This window comes from Pseudomonas sp., assembly GCF_030147005.1.
GTDB lineage: Bacteria > Pseudomonadota > Gammaproteobacteria > Pseudomonadales > Pseudomonadaceae > Aquipseudomonas.
Genome location: NZ_JASLAW010000199.1, coordinates 74920 through 92641 on the forward strand (window position 1 = coordinate 74920; position 17722 = coordinate 92641).

General features: G+C 60.5%; 14 protein-coding genes. 2 read left to right on the top strand and 12 right to left on the bottom strand.

Annotated features, from left to right (window positions below):
* The first annotated feature begins 116 nt into the window (after window positions 1-116).
* Window positions 117-1175, top strand: coding sequence for a quinolinate synthase NadA (nadA, locus tag Q1V60_RS18505; RefSeq protein WP_300633225.1), 1059 nt, complete (start codon window positions 117-119; stop codon window positions 1173-1175).
* A gap of 70 nt (window positions 1176-1245) precedes the next feature.
* Here the strand turns inward: nadA and Q1V60_RS18510 are convergent, their stop codons facing one another.
* The 12 genes from Q1V60_RS18510 to arcD (Q1V60_RS18565) form a co-directional block, all read right to left on the bottom strand.
* Window positions 1246-1734 (bottom strand): RDD family protein, encoded by a 489-nt coding sequence (locus tag Q1V60_RS18510; protein WP_300633227.1) that lies wholly within the window; start codon window positions 1732-1734, stop codon window positions 1246-1248.
* A 93-nt stretch (window positions 1735-1827) separates the two neighbouring features.
* Window positions 1828-2040: a cold-shock protein gene (locus Q1V60_RS18515; RefSeq protein WP_007253000.1), complete on the bottom strand. Its 213-nt coding sequence runs from the start codon at window positions 2038-2040 to the stop codon at window positions 1828-1830.
* Between the two features lie 394 nt (window positions 2041-2434).
* Window positions 2435-3559 carry a glycine cleavage system aminomethyltransferase GcvT gene (gcvT, locus tag Q1V60_RS18520; RefSeq protein WP_300633233.1) on the bottom strand — a complete coding sequence of 375 codons (1125 nt, stop codon included), beginning with the start codon at window positions 3557-3559 and terminating at the stop codon, window positions 2435-2437.
* A gap of 38 nt (window positions 3560-3597) precedes the next feature.
* Complete coding sequence (locus Q1V60_RS18525; RefSeq protein ID WP_300633235.1) at window positions 3598-4974, bottom strand: L-serine ammonia-lyase; 1377 nt, start codon at window positions 4972-4974, stop codon at window positions 3598-3600.
* Between the two features lie 161 nt (window positions 4975-5135).
* Window positions 5136-7973, bottom strand: coding sequence for an aminomethyl-transferring glycine dehydrogenase (gene gcvP, locus Q1V60_RS18530; RefSeq protein WP_300633237.1), 2838 nt, complete (start codon window positions 7971-7973; stop codon window positions 5136-5138).
* 10 nt (window positions 7974-7983) lie between these two features.
* The gene (gene gcvH, locus Q1V60_RS18535) at window positions 7984-8367 is read right to left on the bottom strand and encodes a glycine cleavage system protein GcvH (protein WP_300633239.1); all 384 of its coding nucleotides are present in this window, start codon (window positions 8365-8367) and stop codon (window positions 7984-7986) included.
* A 310-nt stretch (window positions 8368-8677) separates the two neighbouring features.
* Window positions 8678-10186, bottom strand: a complete 1509-nt coding sequence (locus tag Q1V60_RS18540; RefSeq protein ID WP_300633241.1) for a sigma-54-dependent transcriptional regulator — start codon at window positions 10184-10186, stop codon at window positions 8678-8680.
* A gap of 119 nt (window positions 10187-10305) precedes the next feature.
* Entirely contained in the window at window positions 10306-10668 is a 363-nt protein-coding gene (locus tag Q1V60_RS18545; protein ID WP_065895065.1) for a DUF5064 family protein, read from the bottom strand.
* An 18-nt stretch (window positions 10669-10686) separates the two neighbouring features.
* Window positions 10687-11616, bottom strand: coding sequence for a carbamate kinase (gene arcC / locus Q1V60_RS18550; protein ID WP_300633245.1), 930 nt, complete (start codon window positions 11614-11616; stop codon window positions 10687-10689).
* Window positions 11617-11785: 169 nt separating this feature from the next.
* The gene (locus Q1V60_RS18555; protein WP_300633247.1) at window positions 11786-12796 is read right to left on the bottom strand and encodes an ornithine carbamoyltransferase; all 1011 of its coding nucleotides are present in this window, start codon (window positions 12794-12796) and stop codon (window positions 11786-11788) included.
* Window positions 12797-12808: 12 nt separating this feature from the next.
* A complete protein-coding gene (gene arcA / locus Q1V60_RS18560) occupies window positions 12809-14065 on the bottom strand; it encodes an arginine deiminase (protein WP_300633249.1) in 1257 nt (418 codons plus the stop codon).
* Window positions 14066-14105: 40 nt separating this feature from the next.
* A complete protein-coding gene (gene arcD, locus Q1V60_RS18565; RefSeq protein ID WP_300633251.1) occupies window positions 14106-15533 on the bottom strand; it encodes an arginine-ornithine antiporter in 1428 nt (475 codons plus the stop codon).
* A gap of 400 nt (window positions 15534-15933) precedes the next feature.
* Here arcD (Q1V60_RS18565) and arcD (Q1V60_RS18570) point away from each other — a divergent pair, with 400 nt between their 5' ends.
* Complete coding sequence (arcD, locus tag Q1V60_RS18570) at window positions 15934-17361, top strand: arginine-ornithine antiporter (protein ID WP_300633252.1); 1428 nt, start codon at window positions 15934-15936, stop codon at window positions 17359-17361.
* The last annotated feature ends 361 nt before the right edge of the window (window positions 17362-17722 follow it).

A 17722-nucleotide genomic window follows, 5' to 3' on the forward strand; every position in this document is an offset into this window, starting at 1 on the left:
AGCTTCAGCTTTACCCGTGCTTGATGAATACACACTTCGTCCGGCGGCGCCCGAAGGGCTCCAGAGCCGGTGGTACACTCGACTTTCGCGCTACTGCGCCTGCAGGTCTTGCGAACATGACGCACATTTCCGAACGCCTACTGGTTCAAGCTCACCTCGACGCCAAGCAGCCCAAGGCCCTCAGCGCCGATGAAGAGGCAAGCTTGCGCGCTGCCATCGCCGCCGAGCTTAAAGCGCAAGACGCGGTGCTGGTTGCCCACTTCTACTGCGACCCGGTGATTCAGGCCCTGGCCGAAGAAACCGGCGGCTGTGTTTCCGACTCCCTTGAAATGGCGCGCTTCGGCGCTGCTCACCCGGCCAAGACCGTACTGGTGGCGGGGGTGCGGTTCATGGGCGAAACCGCGAAAATTCTTACCCCTGAAAAACGTATCCTGATGCCGACCCTGGAGGCCACCTGCTCCCTGGACCTGGGTTGCCCGGTGGATGAATTCTCCGCGTTCTGTGACCAGCACCCCGAGCGCACGGTGGTGGTCTACGCCAATACCTCGGCGGCGGTCAAAGCCCGTGCCGACTGGGTGGTGACGTCCAGTTGCGCGCTGGAGATCGTCGAAAGCCTGATGGACAACGGCGAGACGATTATCTGGGGCCCGGACAAGCACCTGGGCACGTACATCCAGCGCCAGACCGGCGCCGATATGCTGCTGTGGGACGGTGCTTGCATCGTCCACGAAGAGTTCAAGTCCAAGCAGCTGGAAGACATGAAGGCGCTGTATCCGGACGCTGCGATCCTGGTGCATCCGGAATCACCGACCTCGGTGATCGAACTGGCGGACGCCGTGGGTTCCACCAGCCAGTTGATTGCGGCGGCGCAGCGGCTGCCGAACAAGACATTCATCGTCGCCACCGACCGCGGCATCTTCTACAAGATGCAGCAGCTGTGCCCGGACAAGGTCTTTATCGAAGCGCCTACCGCCGGCAACGGCGCCGCCTGCCGCAGTTGCGCGCACTGCCCGTGGATGGCGATGAACACGCTTGAGCGTACGTTGCAGTGCTTGCGTGAGGGCAGTAATGAGGTAGTCGTCGAGCCCTCGGTAATCCCGCACGCGGTACGCCCGCTCAAGCGCATGCTCGACTTCACCCAGGCTGCGCGCCTCAAACTGGCTGGCAACGCCTGACTCAAGGCTGATTGGGTAAAAATGTGGGAGGGCTTAGCCCTCCCATATTTTGATCTCCGCTGTTCTGTGATTACTTCTTTTGCTTCGGGATACGCACCAGTTGCGTGTCCGAGTAGATGTCGTGCCAAGTACGTTTCTGCTTATCAAACAGCGACCAGATAAACCCCAGCCCCGCACACAACCACGACGCAATCGACACCACAAAACGCAGCAACGCCTGCCACAGGCTGATGCGCGAGCCGTCGGCGTTCTGCACGCGCACGCCCCACACCTGCATGCCCAGGGTCTGGCCGGAATGGGTCCAGAATTTGGCGAAGAAACCGAACAGCACAAACAACAGAATCGTCGACAGCAGCGGGTCACCGTCCAACGCGCCGGATTCGGTGAGGGTGCGCATCTTCGCTTCACCGACGAAGGCTATCCACACCAGCTTGTAGATAAAGGCGGTGACGATCAGCAGGGCGGTGCATAGAAGAAAGTCGTAGAACATCGCTGCCAGGCGGCGGCCCAGGCCAACGGCGGGGAACTCGCCTTGGGGGCTCAACAGGGATTTGGACATGGCAGGGCTCTCTGGAGAAAAATGCAGTTTACGGAATCGCGCCCATAAAAAAGCCCCTGATGTCATATCAGGGGCTTTTTGTCGCAGGAAGGATCAGCCTTCTGCTTGTACTTCGTCAGCCTGCAGGCCTTTTTGACCTTGAACTGACACGAAGGTGACCTTTTGGCCTTCCTTCAGGCTTTTAAAGCCGTTGCCCTGAATAGCGCGGAAATGCACGAACAGATCCGGGCCGCTTTCTGGAGTGATAAAACCAAAGCCTTTTTCGTCGTTGAACCACTTGACGGTACCGCTCTGACGTTCAGCCATTTTCTTCTTTCCTTTGACGCTAAAAATTAATGACAGCCCCTTTCACATGAAAGAGTACTGGGCTGGGTTGCAGGAAAGTAAGAGACGTCGAACGGGTTGTAGCACTACTACTTTAGCTACTGCCCAGGTCCAGGTTCCAAGCGACCCATGCAAACACAGTGGACAAACTCTACGCCAACTAATATGAAAAACACAACCCCTGCCAGAAGCCCCGATTTCGCTCGGGTGTATGACACTTTGTTGAATAACAGTGGGGCCGTCTTATTCGATAGGCTTGCTCACTTGTTATAGGGAAATTCCGATAACAATGACTATCGAAGGTGCACTGTTTTATGGCGGTTGCGTTACAGTTTAGTGCGCGTAACGCAACCACGTTACTTATGGAAACGATCATTCAACCACGGAAGTAACGCTGCGGCACGAATGGCATTTTACTTACACGTAATGGCACCTTTTTCCCACGCACCAGCGCAGACACTTCGGTATCCAGTGCGGCAAATGCGCTGTCCAGGTAGCCCATCGCCAACGGACCACCGAGGGTTGGACCAAAGCCACCGCTGCACACGCTGCCGATCACAGTACCCTCTGCGTCGACGATTTGCGCGCCTTCACGCACCGGGGTGCGTTCCTGCGGCAGCAGCCCCACGCGCTTGCGGTTAACGCCGGCTTGCTGCTGGGTGAAGATCCGGTCTGCGCCCGGGAAGCCGCCGGCACGCGCGCCATCGGCACGGCGCGCCTTGGAGATCGCCCATAGCAAGCTGGCTTCAACGGGGGTGGTTTCGGTATTCATGTCATGGCCGTACAGGCACAAGCCGGCTTCCAGGCGCAGGGAGTCGCGGGCGCCCAGGCCGATCGCTTGCACTTCGGTCTCGGCCAGCAGGCTGCGGGCCAGGCTTTCGGCGTTTTCAGCCGGTACGGAGATTTCAAACCCGTCTTCACCGGTGTAGCCGGAGCGGCTGACGTAGCAGTCCACCCCCAGCAGGCGCAGGGAGGCAAACTGCATGAACGTCATCTTGGTGACTTGCGGTGCCAGGCGCGCCAACACCTTCACCGCCGCAGGGCCTTGCAGGGCGAGCAGCGCGCGTTCTTCGAACAGCGGCTCGATGCTGCACTGGTCGCCGATCCGTGCGCGCAGGTGCGCCAGGTCCTGGTCCTTGCAGGCGGCATTGACCACCAGGAACCATTCGTCGTTGCCCAGGTTGGCCACCATCAGATCGTCGAGAATGCCGCCCTGCTCGTTGGTGAACATGGCGTAGCGCTGCATGCCCACCGGCAGGTCGATGATGTCGACCGGCACGAGGGTTTCCAGGGCCTTGGCGGCATTGGCGCCGGTCAGGCGGATCTGGCCCATATGGGACACATCGAACAGCCCGGCCTGTTCACGGGTGTGCAGGTGCTCCTTCATGACGCCCAACGGGTACTGCACCGGCATGTCGTAGCCGGCGAAGGGCACCATGCGCGCGCCCAGCTCGATGTGCAGGGCGTGCAATGGGGTTTTCAACAGGGTTTCGGTGGACATGTTCAGCTCCTGAAAACGTGCCGGCGCGCGGTTGGGCGTCAGCACTCGATAATATTGACCGCCAGACCGCCACGGGCGGTTTCTTTGTATTTGCTCTTCATATCGGCGCCGGTCTGGCGCATGGTGCGGATCACTTTGTCGAGGGACACAAAGTGTTGCCCATCGCCGCGCAAGGCCATGCGCACAGCGTTGATCGCCTTGACTGAGCCCATGGCATTGCGCTCGATGCAGGGCACCTGCACCAGCCCGCCAATCGGGTCGCAGGTCAGGCCAAGGTTGTGTTCCATGCCGATTTCAGCGGCGTTTTCCACTTGTGAAACGCTGCCGCCCAGCACTTCGCAGAGTGCGCCGGCGGCCATGGAGCAGGCCACGCCGACCTCACCCTGGCAACCGACTTCAGCGCCCGAGATCGAGGCGTTTTCCTTGTACAGAATGCCGATGGCGGCGGCGGTCAGCAGAAAGCGCACCACGCCGTCTTCGTTCGCGCCGGGGATAAACCGCATGTAGTAATGCAGCACCGCAGGAATGATCCCGGCCGCACCGTTGGTGGGCGCGGTGACGACGCGCCCGCCGTTGGCGTTTTCTTCATTGACCGCCAGGGCATACAGGTTGACCCAGTCGAGTACCGACAACGGGTCGCGCAGGGCCGACTCGGGGTTCTTGCACAGTTGCCGATGCAGCGCGGCGGCCCGGCGTTTGACCTTCAGCCCACCGGGCAGGATCCCTTCATTGCGACAGCCGGCGTCCACGCAATCCTGCATCACCTGCCAGATTTTCAACAGGCCGCTGCGGGTTTCCGATTCCGGGCGCCAGGCGCTTTCATTGGTCAGCATCACCTGGCTGATGGGCAGCCCATAAGTGGTGCAATGGCCGAGGAGGTCTTTGGCGTGCTTGAACGGGAAGGTCAAGGGCGTGGCGTCCTCGACAATGCGGTCGGCGCCGGCCGCGTCTTCATCCACCACGAAACCGCCGCCGACCGAGTAATACTCGCGGCTGCGGACCTGAATGCCGGCCGCATCGAAGGCGCGAAAGATCATGCCGTTGGGATGGTAGGCGAGGGGTTTGCGGATCATCGCCAAGTGTTCTTTCTCGTTGAACGCAATGCTGTGTTCGCCGAGCAGGTTGAGGCGACCGTCGCTGCGCATCTGCGCAAGGCGTTCGGCCACGGTTTCGGTGTTCACGGTGTCCGGGTGCTCGCCTTCCAGGCCCAGCAACACGGCCTTGTCGCTGCCGTGACCTTTGCCGGTGGCGCCAAGCGAACCGTAGAGTTCTACTTTGATGCAGGTGGTAGCGCCGAGCAGGTTGTCGCGCTTGAGCCCTTCGACAAAACGGGCGGCGGCGCGCATCGGGCCGACGGTGTGGGAACTGGAAGGGCCGATGCCGATTTTGAACAGGTCGAACACGCTTAAAGACATGAGTGGTTCTCCGGTTTCTTGTTATGTGTCGGGTGTACTCGGTCAAAAATGCGGGAGCGGGCTTGCTCGCGAAAGCGGACTGTCAGTTGATGCATCTATAACTGATACACCGCTTTCGCGAGCAAGCCCGCTCCCACATCTATTTCGAGTTGACCTTCAGGTTATGCGTAACTCTCGATCGACGGGCACGCACACACAAGATTGCGGTCGCCAAATACGTTGTCGACCCGGCCAACCGGCGGCCAGTACTTGCCTTCGATCAGCGAAGCAACCGGGTATACAGCCTGCTCGCGACTGTAGGGGTGGCTCCATTCGCCCACCAGTTCCGCGGCCGTATGCGGCGCGTTCTTCAGCGGGTTGTCGTCCTTGTCCAGCGTGCCGTTTTCCACCGCGCGGATCTCTTCACGGATGGCGATCATGGCGTCGCAGAAGCGATCCAGTTCTTCCTTGGATTCACTTTCGGTCGGTTCGATCATCAAGGTGCCGGCCACCGGGAACGACATGGTCGGCGCGTGGAAGCCGAAGTCGATCAGGCGCTTGGCCACGTCATCTACGCTGATGCCGCTGCTGTCTTTCAATGGGCGCAAGTCCAGGATGCATTCGTGCGCCACCAGGCCGTTGCTGCCGGTGTACAGCACCGGGTAATGCTCTTCCAGGCGACGGGAAATGTAGTTGGCGTTCAGGATCGCCAACTGCGATGCGCGCTTGAGGCCGGCGCCGCCCATCATGCTGATGTACATCCAGGTGATCGGCAGGATGCTCGCGCTGCCAAAGGGCGCCGCGCACACTGCACCTTCCTTGCGTTCCATGGCCGCATGGCCTGGCAGGAACGGCGTGAGGTGTGACTTGACGCCAATCGGGCCAACGCCCGGGCCGCCACCGCCGTGGGGAATGCAGAAGGTTTTGTGCAGGTTCAGGTGGGACACGTCGCCGCCGAACTTGCCCGGTGCGCAGAGGCCGACCATCGCGTTCATGTTGGCGCCGTCGATGTACACCTGGCCGCCGTTGTCGTGAATGATCGCGCAGATTTCACGGATGCCTTCCTCGAACACCCCATGGGTGGACGGGTAGGTGATCATCAGCGCGGCGAGGTGCTCGCGGTGCTCGATGGCCTTGGCGCGCAGGTCCTCGATGTCCACGTTGCCACGTGCGTCGCAGGCGGTGACCACCACGCGCATGCCGGCCATGTTGGCCGTCGCCGGGTTGGTGCCGTGGGCTGACGACGGGATCAGGCAAATGTCGCGACGCGCTTCGTCACGGCTCTGGTGATAGGCGCGGATGGCCAGGAGGCCTGCGTATTCACCCTGGGAACCGGCGTTCGGCTGCAGGGAGATTGCGTCGTAGCCGGTGGCCGCGCAAAGCATGGCTTCCAGGTCTGAGGTCAGTTGCAGATAACCGGCGCTTTGGTCTGCCGGGGCGAACGGATGCAGGGCGCCGAATTCGGCCCAGGTCACCGGGATCATTTCGCTGGCGGCGTTGAGCTTCATGGTGCACGAGCCCAGCGGGATCATGGTGCGGTCCAGCGCCAGGTCCTTGTCGGCCAACTTGCGCAGGTAGCGCATCAGCTCGGTTTCCGAGTGGTAGCGATTGAACACCGGGTGGCTGAGGATCGGCGACTGGCGCAGCAAGGCGCTCGGCAGGGTGCTTTCGGTTGCCGCGAAAGCGGGCAGCGCCTTGCCGTCGGCGAAGATCGCCCATAAGGCTTCGATATCAGCCTGGGTGGTGGTTTCGTCGATCGACAGGCCAATACGCTCAGCATCCACCACGCGCAGGTTGATGCGCTGGGCACGTGCCTTGTCGTGCAGGGTGGCGGTGTTCGCGCCGGTGTTGAGGGTGATCGTGTCGAAGAAGTGTTCCTGCTCGACCTTCAAGCCCAGGGCGGTCAGGCCCTTGGCCAGGATCGCGGTCAGCTGGTGAATACGCTGAGCGATCTGGATGAGGCCTTTAGGGCCGTGGTAAACGGCGTACATGCTGGCGATGTTGGCCAGCAGCACTTGCGCGGTACAGATGTTGCTGGTGGCTTTCTCGCGACGGATGTGTTGCTCGCGGGTCTGCATGGCCAGGCGCAGGGCCGGCTTGCCGAAGCGGTCTACCGAGACACCGACCAGACGGCCCGGCATGTCGCGCTTGAACGCATCCTTGGTAGAGAAATACGCCGCATGCGGGCCGCCAAAGCCCAACGGCACGCCGAAGCGCTGCGCGCTGCCGATGGCCACATCGGCGCCGAACTCGCCCGGCGGGCTGAGCAAAGTCAGGGCCAGCAGGTCAGCGGCCACGGCAACCAAGGCATTGGCTGCGTGAAACCGCTCGGTCAGCTCGCGATAATCGAACACATCGCCATTGCTGGCCGGGTATTGCAACAGGGCGCCGAAGAATGCGCTGACGTCGGTCAGTTCGCGCTCATCGCCCACTACCACATTGATGCCCAGTGGCTCGGCGCGGGTGCGCAGTACGTCGAGGGTTTGCGGGTGGCTGTGCACCGAGGCGAAGAACGCGTGGCTACCTTTGTTCTTGCTCAGGCGCTTGCAGAAGGTCATGGCTTCGGCGGCGGCGGTGGCTTCGTCGAGCAAGGATGCGTTGGCGATCGGCAGGCCGGTGAGGTCGCTGATCAGGGTCTGGAAGTTCAGCAGCGCTTCGAGGCGGCCCTGGGAAATCTCGGGCTGGTACGGGGTGTACGCGGTGTACCAGGCGGGGTTTTCCAACAGGTTGCGCAGGATTGGCGACGGCGTATGGCAGTTGTAGTAGCCCTGGCCGATATAGGTCTTGAACAGTTGGTTCCTGGCGGCGATGGCTTTGATTTTGGCCAGGGCCTCGGCTTCGCTCAACCCGTCTTCCAGGCCGAGCACGCTGGTGCCCTTGATGCTTTCCGGAATCACGCTGGCGCTCAAGGCTTCGAGGGAATCAAAGCCCAGGCTGGCGAGCATTTGCTGCTCGTCTTCCTGGCGCGGGCCGATGTGGCGGGCGATGAATTCGTTGGCGGTGCTCGTAGTGATTGTCATGGCACGCTCCTCAGGCTTCAGCGTTGGCTTTGATCAGGCGGTCGTACGCGTCCTGATCCAGCAGTTTAGCTACCGCCTCGGCATCAGCCGGTTTAAAGCGGAAGAACCAGCCTTCGCCCATTGGGTCTTCGTTGACCAATTCAGGGTTGCCTTCGAGCTTGGCGTTCACTTCCAGCACTTCACCGTCAAGAGGCATGTACACGCCGCTGGCGGCTTTGACCGATTCCACGGTGGAGGCTTCAGCGCCACGGTCGTAGGCCTGCAGCTCAGGCAGTTGCACGAAAACCACATCACCCAGCGCATTCTGCGCAAAAGCGGTGATGCCCACGGTAACGCTGCCATCGGCTTCGGCGCGCAGCCATTCGTGATCTTCAGTGAAGCGCAACTCGCTCATGGAAACTCCTCAAGGCCAGATTCGTCTGGTGGACGGGATTGGAATAATGGGAGTTGCTTAGCAATATCGTGGCCAATGTTATTAAAATGTTAAAAAACAAAGGCTTAAAGAAGGCCTTTATAAATCGGCGGCGTTCGGGTGTAGCGATTTCGCTACACTTGGGCACGAGAAAAAAAGTCTATGCGGATCAAAGCCTTGCATGGCGCGCAAAAAACAGGGTTGTAGCGATATCGTTACGCTGTAGCGCTTTCAGTACACGGAGTGTCGTTCTCAGACCAAATCCTGCCAGCACTGCAATGCCGCTGTGGGTTCAGGGTTTATTAGGGATGCCGTATTTGCGCAGGCGATGGGCGATGGCAGTGTGGGAAGTCTGCAAACGGCTGGCCAGTTGGCGGGTGGAGGGGTAGCTGGTGTAGAGCTTTTCCAGCAGGCTGCGCTCGAAATCTTCCACCGCTTGTTCCAGGCTGTCGACTTCGCCGTCGCTCTGGCGGGCGACGGAGGTTCCGGCGATATCCAGGTCGCCGATGTCCACCAGGCTGCTTTCGCAGATGGCAGCGGCGCGGAAGATCACGTTTTGCAGCTGGCGTACGTTGCCCGGCCAACGGTTACCCAGCAGCGCCGGGTAAGTGCCCGGTGCCAGGCGGCAGACGGGGCGCTGGATCTGCGCGCAGGCCTGCTGCATGAAGTAGCGGGCCAGCAACAGGATGTCCTGGCCGCGTGCACGCAACGGCGGCACTTCAACGTTGAGGACGTTGAGGCGGTAGAACAGGTCTTCACGGAAGGTGCCTTCGCTGACCATCTTTTCCAGGTCGCGGTGGGTGGCGCTGAGGATGCGCACGTTCACCTTCACCTCACGGTCGCCGCCCACTCGGCGAAAGCTGCCGTCATTGAGAAAGCGCAGCAACTTGGCTTGCAGGTACGGCGACATTTCGCCGATCTCATCGAGGAATACCGTGCCTTGGTTGGCCAGCTCCATCAGCCCCGGCTTGCCCCCGCGTTGGGCGCCGGTAAAGGCGCCGGGGGCGTAACCGAACAATTCACTTTCGGCGAGGTTCTCCGGCAACGCGGCACAGTTCAATGCCAAAAACGGCGCGCTGTGACGTGCGCTGATCGCATGGCAGGCGCGTGCCACCAACTCTTTGCCGGTGCCGGTCTCGCCCTGGATCAACAGCGGTGCATCCAGCGCGGCGACTCGTTGCGCGCGCGCCTTCAAGGTGCGGATGGCCGCAGACTCGCCCAACAGCGCGTCGAACCCTTCGGCATGGTCGTGGTGCAGCGCCGACAATTGCTCGCCGATGCGGTTGGGCGGGTAGAGGGTGAGCAGGGCGCCGGCGTCGGTGATCGGCGTGGCGTCCAGCAGCAGGGTTTGGCCGTTGACGCTGATTTCGCGCAGCGGCAGGCGAAAGCCGTGCTCCAGCAAGGTCTCCAGCAGCCCAGGGTCGTTGAACAGCTCGGCGATGCTTTCCCCGGCCGGTTCGCGCCCGTAGAGGGCGATCAACGCCGGGTTGGCCAGCAGGATCTTACCCGCGCTGTCCAGGGCCAGCACCGGGTCGGTCATGGCGGCCAGCAGGGCGTCCAGTTGCAGATGGCGGCGCTGGCCGGGGAGGATGTCCACCACTGTCACCGCTTGCACGCCGTGCACGCTGAACAACGCATCGCGCAGTTCTTCGAGCACCTCGGCGCTCAAGGTCGGCGCGTCGATATAGACGTTGGGCGGCACCATTTCCACCGCATCCAGGTTGAGATTGCGCCCACCGAGCAAGGCCAGGACTTCCTGGGTAATGCCGACGCGGTCGATAAAGCTGACGTGGATACGCATGGGGCTGCTGAGAATTCTGGGAAGCGAGAGGCGGCCAGTATGCCTGACAGGTGATGGAGATCAAAAATGTGGGAGCGGGCTTGCTCCCACATTGCCTGCGTTGTGTCAGTGCAGGTGGGTTATTCCAGGTGCTCGGGCTTGACCGGATCACCTGATTTCACGTCCAACTGATGCCGCACGTCTTCGAACATCAAGTCGTACTGCTTGTGCATCGAGCCATTCAGCACCGCCATCTTCGGCATGCCGTATTTCTGCGCGATGTTCATGGCATGCCGGGCAAAATCGAAGGCCTGGTCCTTGGGCAGGAAGAACTCTTCCTTGAGGTCCTTGCCCTGCACCGAGCCGTGCAGTTTGAAGAGCATTCCCTTGCCTTCCTTTGGGTCCTGGCTGACTTCATAGTCGATGCACAGGTTGTAGCTGTAGTCATGCTCGTTGAGTGCGTGACGTTCGACGTGCAGGTGTCCCGGTTCAAAGGTAGCCATAGGCAAATCTCCTCTACTTCACAGATAGGTGATGCCAGGTGTCGCCGTGCTGATGCGTGTGCCGGCGCTGCCCTGGACGATGGCTTCGATGTCGGAGAGTGAACCGATCACTGCCGTTTTGCCAGTCTGGCGCGCGAACTCGCAGGCCGCTTGCACTTTGGGCCCCATGGAACCGGCGGCGAAGCCCAGTTGTTCCATGGCGTCGGGGTGAGCCTGGCCGATGGCCTTCTGGGTGGGCTTGCCGAAGTCGATGAATGCCGCGTTGACGTCGGTGGCGATCACCAGCAGATCGGCGTCCAGTTGCGCGGCCAGCAAGGATGAACACAGGTCCTTGTCGATCACCGCTTCAACGCCCTGCAGTTTGCCGTCCTCGCCGTACATTGTCGGGATACCGCCGCCGCCGGCGCAGATCACGATGGCCTTTTTCTCCAGCAGCCATTTGATCGGGCGAATTTCGAAGATGCGTTTCGGGCGTGGGCTGGCCACCACCCGGCGGTATTTGTCGCCATCCGGAGCAATGGCCCAGCCTTTTTCGGCGGCGAGTTTTTCGGCTTCGGCCTTGGCATACACCGGGCCGATGGGCTTGGTGGGGTTCTGGAAGGCCGGGTCCTTGGCGTCCACTTCAACCTGGGTGAGCAAGGTGGCGAAGGGCACTTCGAAGTCCAGTAAGTTGCCCAGTTCCTGTTCGATGATGTAGCCGATCATGCCCTCGGTCTCGGCACCCAGCACGTCCAGCGGGTAAGGCGACACGCTGGTATAGGCCGCTGCCTGCAACGACAGCAGGCCGACCTGCGGGCCATTGCCGTGGGCAATCACCAGCTCGTTGCCGGCGTGGATTTTGGCGATCTGTTCGGTGGCGATCCGGATATTGGCGCGTTGATTGTCCGCGGTCATGGGTTCACCACGGCGCAGGAGGGCGTTGCCGCCCAAGGCTACGACGATGCGCATAATGCAATCCTTCTAGAGCTCAGCTTTGTGAACACCGGGCAAAATGTAGAAGCGGGCTTGCTCGCGAAAGCGGTGTATCGGTGAAAGATGTAGCGACTGACACGCCGCCTTCGCGAGCAAGCCCGCTCCCACACTGACCGTGTTTCGACAGTGGGAGCGGTGTTGAGGTTTAGATATCCGCCAACGCCGACACCAGAATCGCCTTGATGGTATGCATGCGGTTTTCCGCCTGCTCAAAGGCAATGTTGGCGGGCGATTCGAAGACTTCCTCGGTCACTTCCACGCCGTTGGCCAGGTGCGGATAACGCGCGGCGATGTCTTTGCCGACCTTGGTTTCGCTGTTGTGGAACGCCGGCAGGCAGTGCATGAACTTCACGCGCGGGTTGCCCGAGGCTTTCATCATCTGGGTGTTGACCTGGTACGGCAGCAGTTGCTCGATGCGCTCGTCCCATGCTTCCACCGGTTCGCCCATGGACACCCAGATATCGGTATGGATGAAGTCCACGCCCTTGACCGCCTCGGCAGGGTCTTCGGTGATGGTGATGCGTGCGCCGCTTTCTTCAGCGAAGGCCTGGCACTGCTTGATGAAGTCCTCGTGGGGCCACAGGGCTTTTGGCGCGCCGATGCGCACATCCATGCCGAGCTTGGCGCCGATCATCAGCAACGAGTTGCCCATGTTGTAGCGCGCGTCGCCAAGGTAGGCGTAGCTGATGTCATGCAGCGGCTTGTCGCTGTGTTCGCGCATGGTCAGGGTGTCGGCGATCATTTGCGTCGGGTGGAATTCGGCGGTGAGGCCGTTGAACACCGGCACGCCGGCGAACTTGGCCAGCTCATCGACGATTTCCTGTGCGAAACCACGGTATTCGATCGCATCGAACATCCGGCCCAAGACACGAGCGGTGTCTTTCATGCTTTCTTTGTGGCCGATCTGTGACGACACCGGGTCGATGTAGGTGACGTGCGCACCCTGGTCATGGGCCGCGACTTCGAACGCGCAGCGGGTGCGGGTCGAGGTTTTTTCGAAGATCAACGCGATGTTCTTGCCTTTGAGGTGCGGACGCTCGGTGCCGGTGTATTTGGCACGCTTGAGGTCGCGGGACAGGTCCAGCAGATAGTTCAGCTCGCGAGTGGTGTGGTGCATCAGCGACAGCAGGCTGCGGTTGCGCATATTGAAAGCCATGATGGAATCTCCTTAATAGTCGATAGGGTCGCGGATGATCGGGCAGGTCATGCAGTGGCCGCCGCCACGGCCTCGGCCGAGTTCACCGGCGCTGATGGTGATGACTTCCACCCCGGCCTTGCGCAGCAGGGTGTTGGTGTAGGTGTTGCGGTCGTAACCGATCACCACGCCCGGCTCTACGGCCACCACGTTGTTGCCGTCATCCCATTGCTCGCGTTCGGCGGCGAAACTGTTGCCGCCGGTCTCGACCACGCGCAGGGCCTTGAGGTTGAGCGCTGCGGCGACGGTGTCGAGGAAGTTGGTGGTCTCCCGTTGAATATCGATACCGTGGGGCTTGCTTTCGTCAGGGCGCAGGGTAAAGGGCACGATCTGGTTGACCACCTCGGGGAAGACGGTAACCAGGTCGCGGTCGCAGAAGCTGAACACGGTATCGAGGTGCATCGCTGCGCGGGATTTTGGCAGGCCGGCGACGATGACCCGTTCCACCGCCTTGTTCTTGAACAGGTTGCGCGCCAGTTGGCCGATGGCCTGATGGGACGAGCGTTCGCCCATGCCGATCAACACGACGCCGTTGCCGATCGGCATCACGTCACCGCCTTCCAGCGTGGCGGCGCCGTGCTCCTGGTCGGGGTCGCCGTACCAGATCTGGAAGTCCGCGTTGGTGAATTCGGGGTGGAATTTATAGATGGCGCTGGTCAGCAGGGTTTCCTGGCGTCGCGCCGGCCAGTACATCGGGTTGAGCGTTACGCCGCCGTAGATCCAGCAGGTGGTGTCGCGGGTGAACTGGGTGTTGGGCAGCGGCGGCAGAATGAAACTGGCGTGGCCCAGGAAGTCGCGGAACATCTCGATGGTTCTGCCACCGAAGCTGCTCGGCAAGTCATCGGCCGACACGCCACCGATCAGGAACTCGGTGATCTTGCGCGGCTCCAGGCTGCGCAGCCAGGAACCGACTTCGTCGACCAGGCCCAGGCCGACGGTATTGGGGGTGATCTTGCGCTGCAGAATCCAGTCCAGGGCTTCGGGGATGGCGACGATGTCGGTCAGCAGGTTGTGCATTTCCAGCACATCAATGTCTCGTTCGCGCATCTTGGTAACGAAGTCGAAATGGTCGCGTTTGGCCTGGGCGACCCAGAGCACGTCATCGAACAGCAACTCATCGCAGTTGTTGGGGGTCAGCCGCTGGTGGGCCAAGCCTGGGGAGCACACCATGACTTTACGCAGTTTGCCGGCTTCGGAATGGACGCCGTACTTCACTTTTTCCGTGGTCATTTCAGATCCTCCAAGGAACATCATTTCTTTGGGTAAAGAATCATAGGGTCAGGAAGCCGTCATAGAGCCCATAGGCAGCCACCAGGGCGCCGATGACCACTGCGGCGAAAATCAGCTTCTCGACGTTGGTGAATATCGGTTTGCCCAGTTCACGCTTGGCCTTGGCGAACAGGATCGCGCCGGGGGCGTAGAGCAGGGCGGAGAGCAGCAGGTATTTGGTGCCGCCGGCATAGAGCAGCCAGATCGCGTAGATCAGGGCGATGGCGCCGATGAACAGGTCTTTCTTGCGCTCCTTAATGGCGTTTTCATACGTCTCGCCGCGCACCGCCAGCAACAGCGCATAAGCTGCCGACCACAGGTAGGGCACCAGGATCATCGAGGTGGCGAGGTAGATCAGCGACAGGTAGGTGCTGGCGGAAAACAGCGTGATCACCAGAAACATTTGCACCATCGCGTTGGTCAGCCACAAAGCGTTGACCGGCACGTGGTTGGCGTTTTCCTTGCGCAGAAAGGCCGGCATGGTGTGGTCCTTGGCGGCGGCGAACATGATCTCCGCGCACAGCAGCACCCACGACAGCAGCGCCCCCAGCAGCGAAATGATCAAGCCGACGCTGATCAGCACCGCGCCCCAGTGGCCCACCACATGTTCCAGCACGGCGGCCATCGATGGATTCTGCAGCTTGGCCAGTTCCGGCTGGGTCATGATCCCCAGGGACAGCACGTTCACCAGCATCAGGAACAGCAGCACGGTGATAAAGCCGATCACGGTGGCCTTGCCCACATCGGAGCGTTTTTCTGCGCGGGACGAGAAGATGCTAGCGCCTTCGATGCCTATGAACACCCATACGGTGACCAGCATCATGTTGCGCACCTGGTTCATCACGCTGCCCAGGTCCGGGTTTTTCACGCCCCAGATGTCAGCGGTGAAGATGTCCAGCTTGAACGCGAACAGTGCGATCAAGACGAACAGCACCAGTGGCACCACTTTGGCGACAGTGGTCACCAGGTTGATGAATGCCGCTTCCTTGATCCCGCGCAGCACCAGGAAATGCACGGCCCACAGCAATACCGACGCGCCAATCACCGCGGCCGGGGTATTGCCTTCGCCAAAGATCGGGAAAAAATAGCCGAGTGTGCTGAACAGCAGCACGAAGTAACCGACGTTGCCCAGCCAGGCACTGATCCAGTAACCCCAGGCGGACGAGAAGCCCATGTAGTCGCCGAAACCGGCCTTGGCGTAGGCGTAGACACCGCCGTCCAGGTTTGGCTTGCGGTTGGCGAGGGTCTGGAACACGAACGCGAGGGTCAGCATGCCGATGGCGGTAATCACCCAGCCAATCAACACCGCGCCCACGTCGGCACTGGCGGCCATATTCTGCGGCAATGAGAAGATCCCACCGCCAATCATTGAGCCGACGACGAGGGCAACCAGCGCACCAAGCCTAAGTTTTGCGGGTGAATCAGACATTGCATGACTCCAATTCAGGAGAGAGAGATCACAGAATAATTCCGTGCGCTAATCAAACAGCTGACTCAGATCACACCATTGGCACATTCCCTTGTGAATTAATGATTTAGTATGGGCGTTCGTGGGCGCTGAAGAGCCCAAACGCGCTTTGCAGAGCGCTTTTCTCCCTTCTGATTAATCCATTGGTGGGCATGCGGATGTATGAAGCTAGTTCGTGTTCAGCAATATGCAAACTTTTTTAATATTGTTTGTCGATTGCTTCATGTCGCACTTATTTAAATTCTAAATAAGCCTAAAAGCCGTGTATTTACATGTCTTTATGTTATGGGGCAGTGCACTGATTAAATGAATTAGTCGTGCACTAAAGTGTCACCTAAAAAATTTATTTCGAGGAATCTCCATGTCCCACCCCGCACAGAAACTTAGGCTCAGTGCCCTGATCGCCCTGGTGGTGGGTTCGATGATCGGCGGTGGGATTTTTTCCTTGCCGCAAAATATGGCCGAACGGGCTGGCGTGGGCGCGGTGCTGATCGGCTGGGCTATCACGGCGGTCGGCATGCTGACCCTGGCCTTTGTGTTCCAGACCCTGGCCAACCGCAAGCCCGAGCTGGACTCCGGCGTGTATGCCTATGCCAAGGCCGGGTTTGGCGATTACATGGGGTTCTCGTCCGCCTGGGGTTACTGGATCAGTGCGTGGATGGGCAACGTCGGTTATTTCGTATTGCTGTTCAGCACCCTGGGCTACTTTTTTCCGGTGTTCGGTCAGGGCAATACGCCGCTGGCCATCGGCTGTGCGTCGGTGTTGCTGTGGGCTGTGCATTTTCTGGTGATGCGCGGAATCAAGGAGGCGGCGTTCATCAACCAGATCACCACCGTGGCGAAGATTTTGCCGCTGCTGATGTTCATCGTGATTGCCGCCGTGGCGTTCAAGGCGGATATCTTCAGCCGCGATATCTGGGGCCTGGGCAATCCGCAAATGGGCAGCGTGGCGGACCAGGTGCGCCACATGATGCTGGTCACAGTGTTTGTGTTCATCGGTATCGAAGGCGCCAGCGTTTACTCGGCACGGGCCGAGAAACGCGCGGACGTGGGCCGGGCCACCGTGATTGGCTTTCTCGGCGTGCTGGCGCTGCTGGTGCTGGTGAATGTGCTGTCCCTGGGGATCATGAGCCAGCCGGAACTGGCGCAATTGCAAAACCCATCCCTGGCCGGGGTGCTGGAACATATCGTCGGGCCCTGGGGCGCGATACTGATCAGCCTGGGCCTGGCGGTTTCGCTGCTGGGGGCGCTGCTGTCATGGGCGTTGCTGTGTGCGGAAATTCTCTACGCCACCGCCCAGGACAACACCATGCCGGCGTTCCTGAAGAAGGAAAACGCCAACCAGGTGCCGGTCAACGCCCTGTGGCTGACCAACGTGATGATCCAGGCGTTCCTGGTGATCACGCTGTTTTCAGCCAGTACCTACACCACTCTGATTTACCTGGCATCGTCGATGATTCTGGTGCCCTACCTGTGGTCGGCGGCCTATGCGGTGCTGTTGAGCGGGCGTGGCGAAACCTACGAAGGCGCCCAGCGCCGGCGCATGAAGGACTTGCTGGTGGGCCTGATTGCCCTGGCTTACGCCGTGTGGCTGCTGTATGCGGGCGGCCTGAAATACCTGCTGCTGTCGGCCCTGTTGTATGCCCCCGGTGTGATCCTGTTCGCCCAGGCCAAGCGCGAGCAGGGCCAGCCTTTGTTTACGCCTGTGGAAAAAGGCATTTTCGGCTGCGTGATTACAGGCGCCGGGCTGGCGGCCTATGGGCTGTACAGTGGAGTGTTGTCGTTGTGAGGTCAGGTGTCTCGGGATGGGGAAATGGCGGGGGCTTCGCGGGCAAACCCGCTCCCACAATTAACTGAGTCGCTCTTTGGAATACAGTCAAAATGCGGGAGCGGGCTTGCCCTAATGCCAGTCAGTTAAGACAGAACCGGTCCCTGTGGCGAGGGAGCTTGCTCCCGCTGGACTGCGTAGCAGTCCCATTTTTGGGGCCGCTTCGCGCCCCAACGGGAGAAAGCTCCCTCGCCACAGGTCGCAGGTTTTTCTGCTTTAGCGCTTAACTGACCGGCATTAGGGCTTGCCCGCGAAAGCGGCCCTGAAATCACCACTGTGGCCGGTGCGACCCCAATTCCCCGGCCGGCACATCCCACTGCAG

Bases quoted from the DNA above. Each gene is read 5' to 3' on its own strand.
- nadA (WP_300633225.1), top strand. From the start codon at position 117: ATGACGCACATTTCCGAACGCCTACTGGTTCAAGCTCACCTCGACGCC.
- Q1V60_RS18510 (WP_300633227.1), bottom strand. From the start codon at position 1,734: ATGTCCAAATCCCTGTTGAGCCCCCAAGGCGAGTTCCCCGCCGTTGGC.
- Q1V60_RS18515 (WP_007253000.1), bottom strand. From the start codon at position 2,040: ATGGCTGAACGTCAGAGCGGTACCGTCAAGTGGTTCAACGACGAAAAA.
- gcvT (WP_300633233.1), bottom strand. From the start codon at position 3,559: ATGTCCACCGAAACCCTGTTGAAAACCCCATTGCACGCCCTGCACATC.
- Q1V60_RS18525 (WP_300633235.1), bottom strand. From the start codon at position 4,974: ATGTCTTTAAGCGTGTTCGACCTGTTCAAAATCGGCATCGGCCCTTCC.
- gcvP (WP_300633237.1), bottom strand. From the start codon at position 7,973: ATGACAATCACTACGAGCACCGCCAACGAATTCATCGCCCGCCACATC.
- gcvH (WP_300633239.1), bottom strand. From the start codon at position 8,367: ATGAGCGAGTTGCGCTTCACTGAAGATCACGAATGGCTGCGCGCCGAA.
- Q1V60_RS18540 (WP_300633241.1), bottom strand. From the start codon at position 10,186: ATGCGTATCCACGTCAGCTTTATCGACCGCGTCGGCATTACCCAGGAA.
- Q1V60_RS18545 (WP_065895065.1), bottom strand. From the start codon at position 10,668: ATGGCTACCTTTGAACCGGGACACCTGCACGTCGAACGTCACGCACTC.
- arcC (WP_300633245.1), bottom strand. From the start codon at position 11,616: ATGCGCATCGTCGTAGCCTTGGGCGGCAACGCCCTCCTGCGCCGTGGT.
- Q1V60_RS18555 (WP_300633247.1), bottom strand. From the start codon at position 12,796: ATGGCTTTCAATATGCGCAACCGCAGCCTGCTGTCGCTGATGCACCAC.
- arcA (WP_300633249.1), bottom strand. From the start codon at position 14,065: ATGACCACGGAAAAAGTGAAGTACGGCGTCCATTCCGAAGCCGGCAAA.
- arcD (WP_300633251.1), bottom strand. From the start codon at position 15,533: ATGTCTGATTCACCCGCAAAACTTAGGCTTGGTGCGCTGGTTGCCCTC.
- arcD (WP_300633252.1), top strand. From the start codon at position 15,934: ATGTCCCACCCCGCACAGAAACTTAGGCTCAGTGCCCTGATCGCCCTG.